Origin of the sequence: uncultured Methanobrevibacter sp., from assembly GCF_947166415.1 — an archaeon.
Lineage (GTDB): Archaea > Methanobacteriota > Methanobacteria > Methanobacteriales > Methanobacteriaceae > Methanocatella.
The window spans coordinates 30,211-42,843 of the sequence record NZ_CAMVEE010000017.1 but is presented as its reverse complement, the minus strand read 5'-3'; the positions used below and the strand labels follow the sequence as shown (position 1 = coordinate 42,843).

Annotated in this window: 12 protein-coding genes; 6 read left to right on the top strand and 6 right to left on the bottom strand. The window is 35.0% G+C overall.

What is annotated here, in order from left to right; translation table 11 throughout:
- The 3 genes from Q0W25_RS05215 to Q0W25_RS05205 form a co-directional block, all read right to left on the bottom strand.
- Positions 1-2,839, bottom strand: a 2,839-nt coding sequence (locus tag Q0W25_RS05215; RefSeq protein WP_298519741.1) for a hypothetical protein, incomplete at its 3' end; no start/stop codon positions are given.
- A 127-nt stretch (positions 2,840-2,966) separates the two neighbouring features.
- Complete coding sequence (locus Q0W25_RS05210) at positions 2,967-3,605, bottom strand: cobalt-precorrin-7 (C(5))-methyltransferase (protein ID WP_298519738.1); 639 nt, start codon at positions 3,603-3,605, stop codon at positions 2,967-2,969.
- A gap of 1 nt (position 3,606) precedes the next feature.
- Positions 3,607-3,984 carry a helix-turn-helix domain-containing protein gene (locus tag Q0W25_RS05205; RefSeq protein WP_297825794.1) on the bottom strand — a complete coding sequence of 126 codons (378 nt, stop codon included), beginning with the start codon at positions 3,982-3,984 and terminating at the stop codon, positions 3,607-3,609.
- 129 nt (positions 3,985-4,113) lie between these two features.
- Between Q0W25_RS05205 and Q0W25_RS05200 the strand changes: the two genes are divergently transcribed.
- Positions 4,114-4,899, top strand: coding sequence for a protein-ADP-ribose hydrolase (locus Q0W25_RS05200; RefSeq protein WP_298519747.1), 786 nt, complete (start codon positions 4,114-4,116; stop codon positions 4,897-4,899).
- Complete coding sequence (locus Q0W25_RS05195) at positions 4,899-5,750, top strand: hypothetical protein (protein ID WP_298519736.1); 852 nt, start codon at positions 4,899-4,901, stop codon at positions 5,748-5,750. The genes Q0W25_RS05200 and Q0W25_RS05195 overlap by 1 nt, the downstream gene beginning before the upstream one ends.
- Here the strand turns inward: Q0W25_RS05195 and Q0W25_RS05190 are convergent.
- Positions 5,739-7,862 carry a phage holin family protein gene (locus Q0W25_RS05190; RefSeq protein ID WP_298519733.1) on the bottom strand — a complete coding sequence of 708 codons (2,124 nt, stop codon included), beginning with the start codon at positions 7,860-7,862 and terminating at the stop codon, positions 5,739-5,741. The genes Q0W25_RS05195 and Q0W25_RS05190 overlap by 12 nt on opposite strands.
- A complete protein-coding gene (locus tag Q0W25_RS05185; protein WP_298519730.1) occupies positions 7,859-8,728 on the bottom strand; it encodes a metallophosphoesterase in 870 nt (289 codons plus the stop codon). The genes Q0W25_RS05190 and Q0W25_RS05185 overlap by 4 nt, the downstream gene beginning before the upstream one ends.
- Positions 8,729-8,806: 78 nt before the next feature.
- Here Q0W25_RS05185 and Q0W25_RS05180 point away from each other — a divergent pair, with 78 nt between their 5' ends.
- The 4 genes from Q0W25_RS05180 to Q0W25_RS05165 are packed head-to-tail and all read left to right on the top strand — an operon-like array spanning position 8,807 to position 11,949.
- A complete protein-coding gene (locus Q0W25_RS05180; protein WP_298519727.1) occupies positions 8,807-9,997 on the top strand; it encodes a redox-regulated ATPase YchF in 1,191 nt (396 codons plus the stop codon).
- 31 nt (positions 9,998-10,028) lie between these two features.
- The gene (locus Q0W25_RS05175; protein ID WP_298519725.1) at positions 10,029-10,589 is read left to right on the top strand and encodes a DUF6434 domain-containing protein; all 561 of its coding nucleotides are present in this window, start codon (positions 10,029-10,031) and stop codon (positions 10,587-10,589) included.
- Positions 10,586-10,900 carry a TIGR04076 family protein gene (locus Q0W25_RS05170; RefSeq protein WP_297825778.1) on the top strand — a complete coding sequence of 105 codons (315 nt, stop codon included), beginning with the start codon at positions 10,586-10,588 and terminating at the stop codon, positions 10,898-10,900. The genes Q0W25_RS05175 and Q0W25_RS05170 overlap by 4 nt, the downstream gene beginning before the upstream one ends.
- A 32-nt stretch (positions 10,901-10,932) precedes the next feature.
- Entirely contained in the window at positions 10,933-11,949 is a 1,017-nt protein-coding gene (locus tag Q0W25_RS05165) for an SLC13 family permease (protein ID WP_298519722.1), read from the top strand.
- 30 nt (positions 11,950-11,979) lie between these two features.
- Here Q0W25_RS05165 and Q0W25_RS05160 read toward each other — a convergent pair whose 3' ends face one another.
- A complete protein-coding gene (locus tag Q0W25_RS05160; RefSeq protein ID WP_297825772.1) occupies positions 11,980-12,516 on the bottom strand; it encodes a zinc ribbon domain-containing protein in 537 nt (178 codons plus the stop codon).
- Positions 12,517-12,633: the final 117 nt, after the last annotated feature.

The window sequence follows — 12,633 nt, the reverse complement described above, 5'->3', positions numbered from 1 at the left end:
TCCAATAGTCTTCGCAGAAGTATTGGTATGTCTCCTCCTTGCTTAAGTGTTTTGTTTTTCCACTACAAATATATGTTACATTATTCCTGTCCAGGGTCAAGTCATCGTTTATTTTGACTTCAAGATAGTCGTATCCTCCATTTTCATTTGGAATGTTGTATACTTTCTTTCCCTGCAGATATCCTGGGCGAGTGAATGTATATGTGTCCATTGCCGAATGCCAGTCCTTTTCATCTATCATTCCATCCCTGTATTTGACGCCTCCATCCTGTATTAAAATCATCGCAGTATATAATCCGATTGCGGCTGATGATGCACCAGTCAATGTCTTGCTCAATATGAAGCTAAGGGCTTTTTGAGCCAAAACGCTCACGGGATGAATCTTGTTCAATTTGTCGGTCAGTTGGTATAATCCTGGTGATGTAATTTTTATGGTTTCCCTTATTCCCGCAAGGATGTCCTTGGGTATGATTGTCACTCCGCAGCAATCTTCTGATGTTGCAATTTGAGATCCTTTATAAACCGCATCATTATGGGATAAAACTACATTGCATACTCCACTTGTAGTATTCAGGATAATAGCGCTGTTATTTTCACCAAATAGATATATTAAGTCACTGAACTGGGTAATGCTGTAATTGCCATTAGCTATTGATGAAAACACATTGGCTTGAGAATTTGAAGCGTTGTGTAGGAATCTTTTTGCAACCAAGGAAAGTGAATAGTCTTCAATGTTTGGTAGGTTTAAGGAATTTATTAACCTGAATAATGCAACGTTCTTTTCATTTCCTTTGACTACCATTCCCATATCCGAATTCAAAACATGTAGGTATGTATCATCTAGATTTATTCCGCCAAGTATTGTCAAACTTTTGTCCCGTCTCCATTCCACATCATATTCCTTGGTGTAATTGTTGGCCAGCTTGTCTGCAATCCATGCAGTCTCAAGGGATGCCATGAACATTCCGTAAACGTTCATCACTCCAAATTTATTGAGGTAACCCGGGCCTGCCGAAAGCCAATTTTCAACGATTTTCGTAGTAATCTTTTCATTGATTATCGCATAGCTTTGCAGGACTTCAAAGCCGAAAGTGTACCGGTATTTTTCTCCAAGTCCATAGCTTATTGTTTCACATTTTTCAAGCTCTTCTTCTCCATCAATTACAAATTTGGTTATGATGTCTTCCCTTGACGGATAACCCACAATATATTTTCCAAAATAGCTCAGTGTTACGGGCTGCCATGTATTTGCAAATTTTATTAAATTGCTCTGGTTATTTGTCAGGTCATCATAACTTTTGTAATAATATTCTCTGAGATTTTTTCCATACAGCTTGGCCAGATTGTATTTGATGCCATATTCATCATAATTCACGGTATAGAAGTTTATTTTGGCTTTGATTTTGTCATTTTGCACATAGGTGATTGTTTCGCTGTTTTCAAATCCTTTGTCTGCATAGGCTCCAAACATTTCAGTATTGTTCTTACATGTATTTCTGTACTCGATTTCTGTAAAATCGGGGCTTGCTGAAATGATGATGCCGGTCCCTTTCAATTTCGATTTGTCAATGTCACTTGTGATTTCACTTCCATCAAAAGGCACCAAATGACTTTCTGACCCGATAATTCTTGTATCAATGCCGGAAATAGCTGAACGTGAAAACATGTATTCCTTTCCGTTAATCAGAATTGTGAATATCTCATTTTTTGGCATTCTGATTATTCCATTTGGCCCTGTTTTTACCACATACGCGGAATTATGAAAGACATATTGGTTCGAAACGTTGACATAACTGGGAATCAAGGTTATGTGGCTGAACAGGCTGTGTTTTATCAACGGTTTTACAGTTATCTTATTTGTTTTCTTAAGTCCGTCGAATTCTGTTGTTATAGTGTATGTTCCAGCTTCCAAATCAATCGACAAACTTGCCATTCCGTTTTTATCGGTCGTTTTGGCATATGTTTTTTTATTTACCTTTATGGTGATTTTCTTATTGGGAGACGGCTTGCCGTAACAGTTAAGGATTTTCACGTTAAATTTGCTTTTGTCTTTATAGGTCATTGTCAAATCAGTTGTTTTAATCAAGGAATTGATGGTGATTGTTTTTATGATGGTTTCTGCTGTTTTTGGATTAATTGAGGATATCCTGTAGGATCCAGGTTTCAAATTAATTTTTAGTTTGGCAACACCCAGATTATCTGTTTTTGCAGAATATGTCTTGCCGTTCAATTTAAATTTGACTGCGGTGTTTTTCAATAGATTCCCTTTTGTATCATAGAATTTGGATGAATATTCCTTTGGATTCTTATAAAATTTTGTAAGATCATAGCATTTTATGGTGCTTTTGATGTTTACAGTGCTTTTCTCACTTTGTTTTGCATATTTTCCATCCCCTTCAAAGGTAGTGAGGACAATATAATTTCCACTTTTCAAATTCAGATTAATCGAAGCAGTCCCTTTTGAGTCGGTTATCTTGTTATAAGTAGCTCCATTAATCGAAATTTTTACTTTAGCTTTGCTGATGGCTTTTTTGCTTTCATCTTTCAAAGTAACGCTGAATTTATGTCCGTCTTTGTAGTACATGTTTACATTGGGGGCATTTAGAACGACTTTCTGTTTTGTTGCTTTTTGTGTAGCCGTTATTACTTCATTAGTCTTTAAGCTTTCACTTTCAAGTTTCACATATTCGTTGGGGGCCTGGCATATGTCCTGATTTTCATCAGTGCATGCCCGATAAATGGTTTTTTGGGTTTCATTTTCACATTCCGCTGCAGATACTGCACAGATTAAAAAGAAAAATAAGAAAATGAAACATATGGTGTTTATTTTCCGATTCATAGTATTAACCTTCTGTTAATTTTTTCATCAAATTAACAATTAAACTATGATAATCGGTTTATATATTCTTTAATTTTAAATTTAAATAGTAAATATTTATTAAAATGAATTTTTAAACCTAATTGTCCTAGTATATTATCATAATACACATATAAGTAAATTCACTGTCTGCAATTTTCTTTAAAGTGGATGCAACAATTCTTTCGTCAGGATAACTTAGGCGTTCACAGACCACAACTTTCCTTGTCTCTTCAACACCATTGTCCAGTAAAAATTGAGCCATGTCCTTTACTTTTCTTGAAGGAAGTGCAATGGTTGTTTTTCCATTGTTGATGACAGGCATAATGTCTTCAATATTCTCTCGGCCGTGGAATGTCATAACGTTTGCATTGTCCCATTGGATATGGTTCTTTGCGGCAGCAAGCTGAAGGGAACTGATTCCAGGTATCACTTCAATGTTTCCCTTGTCAAATCCCTTTTCGGATGAAATCCTTAAAACTGTGTTCAATACTCCTGAAAAGCCAGGATCTCCTGTTGATAATATTGAAACGCTATTTCCTTCACAGGCCAGTTGAACTCCCTCTTCGAGTTTGTCAAGCAATTCCTTAACGTTGAATGCGATTTTGTTGTTGACATCATCGAATAATTCGATAGCGCGTGTACTTCCCACGGTATAATCACTGGCTTTAACGGTATCAACAGCTTTTTTTGTTAAATATTCGCTTGAACCAGGTCCAATTCCAACAATATAAATTTTTCCGGTCATTTTAATCATCAATCTCTAAAGTTTGTCTAAATGTGTCTTTTAAGTTATCGCGAATTTCGTCTGTGTATGCATTTTCATTTTTCAGAGTAAACATTGCAAGCTCATAAACGATTTTGTTCATGGATTTTCCATATTCAGTAAGATAGTATTCTGTAGTGACAGGGGTTGTGTTCAGAACCTCTTTCCTAATCAATCCGTTTTCTTCCAATTCTTTTAAACAATTGGATAATACCTTATTGCTTAAATCGGGCTTATCTTCCTTAAACTCCTTGAAACGTTTTTTACCAAAGAACATATCTCTGATGATTTGTATGCTCCATTTTTTGTTAATCAGATTAAGTGTCCTGTCAACTGGGCAAACAATTTTCTCTGTATCCATAATAATAGTTCTATTTGTATCCTTAAAAATATTTTCTTATGGTTACTTTCAAGTAACAAGGTTCCTTTTTAGTTACTAAATCATTTAAATAGTTAGATTGATATTATAATTATTATCGGAGGGATTTAAATTAACAGTCAGGAACAATTAGATTTTTTAATTAAATACTTGATTGATGAGCGTGATGATTTAATCGAAATTCCCGATAATTTCCATGACAAAAAAGTATTGTTCCGCTCTTTAATGAACATCAGAATGCCGGGTGAGGTATCTGACGAATTTTTAAATATTCAGGACGAATATTTGACCAGTGAAACATTGAATAAAAAATTAACATCTTTAAGTGACATTGATGAAGTTAAGGGAAAAATTGCTTTATGGCAGGGCGATATTACAACTTTAAAAGTCGATGCAATAGTAAATGCAGCCAATTCCAAATTATTGGGTTGCTTTATTCCAATGCATAACTGCATAGATAATGCAATCCATTCTGCAGCGGGCATTCAACTGAGGGAGGAATGCAATGCCATAATGAAAACACAGGGTGCGGATGAGGAAATAGGACAGGCAAAAATTACAGGAGCTTACAATTTACCTTCCAAACATGTAATTCATACCGTAGGGCCTGCAATTCCTCAAGGGACTTTGCCTTCTGATGATGATTGCAAAAAATTGGCGAGTTGCTATAAGTCCTGTTTGGACATTGCTGATTCTAACAAATTGGAATCCATTGCATTTTGTTCCATTTCAACAGGTGTATTCAATTTTCCTCAAGAACTTGCTGCAGAAATTGCCATCGATACAGTCACAGATTATTTGAATTCAAATGAAACTACATTGAAATGCATCGTTTTCAATGTATTTTCGAACAACAGTTATTTGACCTATAAGAAGTTATTGTTTGGTGAAAAGTAATGGATAAATTTGTTTTAAGATTGGATAAAGCGATAAAAGCTATTGATGATGCTGATTACATAATCATTGGTGCAGGTGCAGGATTTTCTGCAGCTGCAGGAATAGAATATGTTGGTGAAAGATTTGAAAGGTATTTTGAAGATTTCATTGAAAAATATCATTTCACTGACATGTACTCTTCAGGATTTTACCCTTTTGAAACTTCAGAAGAAAAATGGGCATATTGGGCAAGGCATATTTTTGCAAACCGGTTTGATGTCGGCAAAACAGATCTTTATCAGAAGTTATTGAAATTAGTGGAAAATAAGGATTATTTTGTCCTCACAACCAATGTTGAATCCCAATTCTGGATTAACGGTTTTGAAGACGAGCGAATATTTGCCACTCAAGGGGATTATGGGCTGTTGCAATGCGAAAAAGCTTGCCACAATAAGTTATATCAGAATTATGACCAGGTTTTTGAATGGTTGGAAAAAACTGAAGACTGTAAAATTCCAACTGAATTGGTTCCAATTTGTCCAGTTTGCGGTGGAGAAATGGATTTAAACTTAAGAAAAGATAATTTCTTCGTTGAGGATGAAAAATGGCATGAGATGCATGATAATTATTCTAGATTTCTGGAGCATGTCGATGAAAATAAAAACATAGTATTTCTGGAATTGGGTGTCGGATTCAACACTCCAGTCATTATAAGATATCCCTTTGAGCAGATGACTTATAATTGTCCTAACGCAACATTGATTAGATTGAACCGTAGTCATGCGGAGGCAATTCCTGAAAATATCGATAAGACAATCAGCTTTGACGAAAACATTTCTGAAATTTTTGATTATTGGCTTTCAAGACTTTAAATCTTCTAGTTCATGTTTTAGGAATTTATAGATGGATGGTGCACCCACCAGTTCTCCAGGGTCTTTCCATTCTGAAGGGTATAATATAAACGGCTTTGTCTGGTCTCCTCCAAGTCCTCCGTGGGAACCAATCAATTCCTCAAAAGCACATACCTCATCATTTATTTCATCATAAAAACTGTTTACAAGAATATCTGGCATATTTTTAAATGAATTTTGATGCTTTAAGTGTCTGGCAGCATTTTTTCCAAAACCTTCAAGAGGGTTTTCACCTACAATTTTGTCGCTTTCCAAGTAATAGATTCCATCCTTGCCTATCACCATTCCTCCGTTTGTCATAGAGTTTACAAGGATAAATCCGATTCCAGGATGGTTAACAAGGCCAGGAATTAAATCTGGAAACAGCAATACTAGTTCTTCATAGCTTAGGCGTTGTTTCCATTGGGTCAAATAAATCAAGCCAAGGTTTCCAGATCCCAAAACGATAAGTTCAGAATCTTCTGCCTTTTTAGCGCTGTGTTCAACTGTTTCGTAACCTTTGATATAATCTAAGCTATTTGTGTATCTTTTACGCAAATTGACATATGTTTTATTCTCAAAAATAATTTTTGGCTTTTTGTTTCTAAGTTCTTCCCTAATGTTTTGCAGAGGTTCTCCCTCTTCAAACAAATCGTCATGTATATCTCCAAATCTGTTTTTAAGGGTTCTTATTTGTTTATTTTCTGGAATAACTGCATCTCTGAAGTGGTCAATATTATAAGCATTTCCAAACATTTTCAAATCGTCAGGAAGGAATCGTCTTACATAGTTTCCTAATGAAATTCCATATCTTTGCTTGAATGTTGCCCCGTTTGATTGGCCGTGGTCAGATAAAACCACTAATTTGTAGTCTCTGTCGCTCATTTCGATTGCGGAAGTTATCTTTGAGAATTGTGAGTCTATCATTTTCAATGCGCCCCAGACGTCTTCGTCCTGCACTCCGGAATGGTGAGCTATTTCATCGTAGCCCATATAAGTGGAATACGCAGTATCAATGTTTCCAGTCAATATTTCATTTGTCAAGACGTCTGTTGTAACTTCCCTAAGCGCCACATTAGCTCCAGCTCTAACTGCAGCATAAACAATGGTTCGTCTAAGGCGAGGCTTTATATTTTTTAATCTATGAACAATTTGGGATTTCAATTCAAGAATGATGTCCCATAAAAAGAGTATAAATAATCTTTGGAAGTTATATGAATCCAAGAATGTAGCGTTCAATGTCTTATTATATAACTTGCTCAATCCTCCTAATTTGGATGAGGTTAATGTGGGGATTTTGCTGTCTCCTGAAAACATGTTTGCAATGCTGATTCCATCAACAAGCAAACCGTGCCCATCACTGATTTTTTCTTCTATTTCGGGAGCATCGCTTAATTTTCCTGAAACTACAATTCTATTGTCATTTTCTTTTTCAACCCATCTATACGCTACAATGTCCTTATTATTTCCATGCAGGATTCCCGCTTGGCTCGCTCCGGTCTGTGATGACAGATTAGTTTCCCATCCTTTCAGGGTATGTGTTTTTTCATCAAGATACTTTTTGATGTTTGGCATCACACCTTTTTCAATGGCTTTTTTCAATGTATTTATTGATAATCCGTCTATTTCAACCATTATCAATCCGGGATATCTTTTATTATAAGGGGTTTTTTGTTCCAGAGCATATTTCAGTATCTTCTTGATATAGCTGTCGTAGTAATTGGTGTTTGTAATATTTGTGGTGAAAGTTGTAGCTATTGCCATTACAATTGGAAATTGCAGAACTCCATAGATGCCTGCTGAAACTCCAGGAACAAAAAGTGATGCTATATAAAATATAAACGAATTTATGAATAATGATCCTATCCCAAAAGTGAATATGATTAATTTCATAAAGAATCTTCTGAATATTGGCCATAGCGCAGCATTTGCGATAGCTACGGCTATTACTATAATTATCGCATTGTACCATGGGCCGACTGTGAAATCGGCGCTGATGTAATCTAGGATATATATTGCAATAATGTTGGATGCAACTAATAATAATGTAGTTATTATTGTTCGAAGTGATGAAATTAATCTATTTTTAATCATTCTATCTTAATCTTTTGTTTTTTTGATGTTTTTAATGTTATTATTGTAATTTCTGGTTTACAATTTATTCTTATTCTAAACGAATTTGTGCCGAGACCCTTGCTTGTATATTGAATCATATTCCTGACCTTGTAAAGTCCAACAGGATATCTTCTGGAATCAGGGCCTCTGAATGGTGTTGTTTCAAATTTGGGGATTATGAATTGCCCTCCGTGGGAGTGTCCAGAAATTTGAAGGTCAAACAGATTGGTTTGTGAAGATTCATCCGCAAAATCAGGTTCATGGGCGAGCAAAATGCTTGGAACATGTTTTGGCATTTTGGCTATTACCTTGTCCAAATTATCCGCACACACTGTAGAGCTGTCAACACCGCAGATATTCAATCTTTCTTCACCTATTTTAATTGTGCAGACGTCATTGCTCAAATCGGTAACATGCGCGTTTTCAAATATTCTCCTGATTTTATTGGCATCCATCCAATGGTCATGATTTCCCAGGACTCCGAATTTTCCGTATTTTGCATTCAGCTTCTTGAACGATTCTTCCAATGATTTTTCATACCCGTCAATGACATATGAGAAGTAATCCCCTGTTAATGTTATCAAATCTATGTTCAGGGTATTTACATAATCGACAAGGTCTGATAGGTATTTCGGATTAATCCATTGGCCCAGATGGATATCGGTCAGGTTTAAAATCCTTAAATTGTGAAAGTTCCAACCTAAATTCTCAAGTTCAATGTCTATTTCAACCAAGTCGATATCTTCAACATCAAACTTTTTTTCGGGAAGAGAATTGGTCATCACATCTTGAATTTCCTGTCTGATTTTCATAGCCTGAGGTCTTTCAACATCTTCATCTTTCATTAAATATTAATTAATTCTGAAACTATTTATAATTTTAAAAACATACATTTAGTTGTTATTAAGTATTAAGTGATTATTATGCTTCAAATTGCAGTTTGTGGAAAACCGAATGTTGGAAAATCATCTTTTTTCAATTCAGCAACTGCATCTAGTGTAGAAATGGCTAATTATCCATTTACAACTATTGATGCAAATAAGGCTGTTGCTCATGTAATTAAAGATTGCCCATGTAAAGAACTGGGCGTTACATGCAATCCACACAATTCAATATGTGTTGATGGAAAAAGATTGCTTCCGATTGAATTAATAGATGTTGCAGGATTAGTTCCTGGAGCACATGAAGGAAAAGGATTAGGTAATAAGTTTTTAGATGATTTAATGCAAGCTAAAGTATTCATCAATGTTATTGACGCTTCTGGTTCTACAGATTTGGAAGGAAACCCTGTCGATGCTGGAAGCCATGATCCACTTGAAGATTTGGAATTTTTGGAAAACGAGATTGTGATGTGGATGTATGGAATATTGTCTAAAAATTGGGTAAGGCTCATAAGAAAAGTCGGTGCTGAGCATCTGGACATTTCAAAAGTATTGTTTGACCAATTGTCTGGTACAGGAATATCTATTGAGGACATTATTGAAGCAAAAAGGACTATCGAACCGGACTATAACAAGTGGGAAGAGGAAGATTTGATTGAGCTTACTAGAAATATTTTACATATTGCAAAACCTATGATGATTATTGCAAATAAGGCAGACTTGCCAACATCTGCAGCCAATATAGAAAGAATCAAGGAAAAGTATCCTAATGTAATTCCAACATCCGCTGAATCTGAAATCGCACTTGTAAGGGCGGCAGAAGCCGGTTTGATTTCATATGTTTCAGGTGATGACCACTTCGAAATATTGAAAGGTGATGAATTAAATCCAAATCAAATCAAAGCTTTAGAATATATTCAAACAAATATTTTAGATAAATATGGCAGCACTGGTGTTCAGGATGCTTTAAATTACGGCATTTTTGACTTGTTGGATAGAATTGTCGTTTATCCTGTTCAGGATGAACACAAATACACAGATCAAAAAGGAAATGTATTGCCTGATGGATTTTTGGTTCCAAAAGGCTCCACTCCACGTGAATTGGCTTACATTGTTCACACAGATATTGGTGATAAGTTCATGCATGCAGTAGATGCAAGGACACATATGCGCATAGCCAGTGATTATGAACTGAAAGATGGTGACATTGTCAGCATCGTGACTAGAGGTTAAACCCTCTACTTTTTTTATTTTAAAGATTTTCATGCCAAAATTAACTAAAAATATAAGTCCTGACGAATTCAGGGAGTATTATTTTTTAAAGGAAGAATTAAAGGATTTTTGCCGATTGGAAGGTTTGAAAATAAGCGGTAGCAAGGAAGATTTGGAAAATAGGATAATCCACTATTTGTCTACCGGTGAGGAGTTAAAGGAGAATCCCATTAGGCAATATCCTAGCAATAACTTATCTGAAATTAGTCTGGATTCCAAATTAGGTGATAATTTTAAATGCAGTGAAGATAAGAGGGCATTTTTTGAAAAAGAAATCGGCAGCAGTTTTAAATTTAAGGTTAAATTCCAAAAATGGTTAAAATCAAATCCTGAAAAAACTTATAGGGACGCCGTTGAAGCATATTATGAGATTCAAAATTCAGGCGAAAAAACTAAGATTGATAAGCAATTTCAATATAATCAGTATATAAGAGATTTCTTTGAAGACAATGAAAATAGGTCATTGGATGATGCAATAAAATGTTGGAAATATAAAAAGAGTCTTAAAGGCCATAACAGATATGAAAAAAGTGATTTGGAGGCATTATTATGAAAAAGGTAAAGATTACCGTCATGAGAAAAGTCAGGCACGATGATTTGATAGAGAAATATGAAAATCCGCTGGAGCATGAATGTGATGTCGAAGAGGGGGATGTTTTCATAGCTAATGGGTGGCTGAAACCTGATAATTTCTGTGATAGTGCATGGGAAAGTCTTTCACCATTCGTTCTAGCTTTAGCAAATGGGGCAAGCGATTTTTATGACGGCTGGATGAAGAACAAAAGGTCCGCAATGATATCCTGCAATGATGGATTCAGGCCAGTAAGCTTTCTTTTGGAAACCCTTGACGAGGATGCCGATTAAGTTATTATAATAATTTAAATAAAACAAATACCATGGCTGAATTAATTGATAAGAGTTTTAGTTTCATTAAAGAAGAGATTATTTTTTCAGTATCATTAATATTGGCCATTATTTCCTGCTTTTTTGTCCATCCCAATATCAACTATTTGAATTATATTAATTGGGACACGATCATCTTGCTTTTAGTCATCATGGTCGTTGTTGAGGTTTTAAAAAATTTAGCTGTTTTTGAGATTTTGGTCCGTAAGCTATTGGTCAAAATTGGGAATGCAAGAGAGCTGATTTTAGTTTTGGTTTTTACTTGCTTTTTAAGTTCCATTTTCATCACGAATGATGTTTCATTGATTATTTTTGTTCCATTTTCCATATTGGCTTTAAAAAAAGTTGACAGAATCGATTTAACAATAATCACAGTTTCTTTACAGACAATCGCTGCAAATGTAGGGTGTATGGTCCTTCCTATTGGGGCTCCTCACAATATCGTAATGTATACCGTCTCTAATATTCCTTTCGAGTCATTTTTCTTATTGCTCCTACCGTATATAATTGTATCTGTTGTATTTTTGGCAATATGTATGTTATTCGTTCCAAAAGACAAGATTTCACTGCCTAAAATGAGCAAAATAGGAGTAGATAAAAAAAATTTCGTTAAAAGGGTTTTTTTAGGTGTTGATTATTACCTGCTTTTAACTTTCATAGCTCTTTTTATCTTGATTGGTAATTTGGAGAATATTTCGGTTTTCAATTTGTTTTTCAAAAAATGGATCATTGGAAATGAGGTTTTGTGGGGAATTATAGCATCTCAAGTAATTTCGAATGTGCCTGCGGCAATGCTACTTAGCGGTTTCAGCACTAATTATGAAGCAATTATTGTTGGAATTAACATTGGAGGTTTTGGAACGCTCATAGCATCTATGGCAAACCTTATATCTTATAAGATTATTGTTCGCGAATATAATGAATTCAAAATCAGATATTTTATTGTATTTACAGTTTTAAATGTAATCTTGTTGGCTATTTTAATAAGCCTTTATATGATTGTTAAATAATGGTTTGCTGTAGTGCTGTCGATATTTTCACTATTCATCAAGAACCTTGATATCATTAAATGCATCATAGTCGGATACATAAATCATGCATACCTTGTCTTTCATTCCAAATACAAAGGAATAGCCTTCATTGTCGTATTTTTGGTAATATCCTGAATGGCCTAGCATTTTAGTTGGAGAACCGCCTACAGTTGCCGCAACTTCATTACCGTTAATTCCCGAACCCGGTGTTCTGGTTATACCGATTTCTATATAGCTTTCATCATTGCTCCAGCCCATGGCGCTTGATTTGACATTGCCGTCATAACTGACTTCAGTCCTTGAAGGTTCACTTACATAGTCTGCAGGAATTTCAAATTCAACATTATCTACTTCAACAATTTGGGTTTGGGGAGTCAAAAGGGCAAATGCGATTAAAGTGATGATTATAATTCCTCCGATTATTAATGGAATTTTAAATTTTTCAAAAAAGTTTTTATTTGGTGCAATGGCCTTTTCACCGCAATTAGGGCAGAATATGGCTTCTTCTTTAAGTTCAACACCGCATTTTCTACAATATTTTACCATTTTTGACCTCAATCATGCTAATCCGATAGTTATGTGGATTTAAGATATTTTATTTCATTCTTTGAATTAAGTTATCATATCAATTAACAATTAAATATTTCCTTTTATGCATAAGTT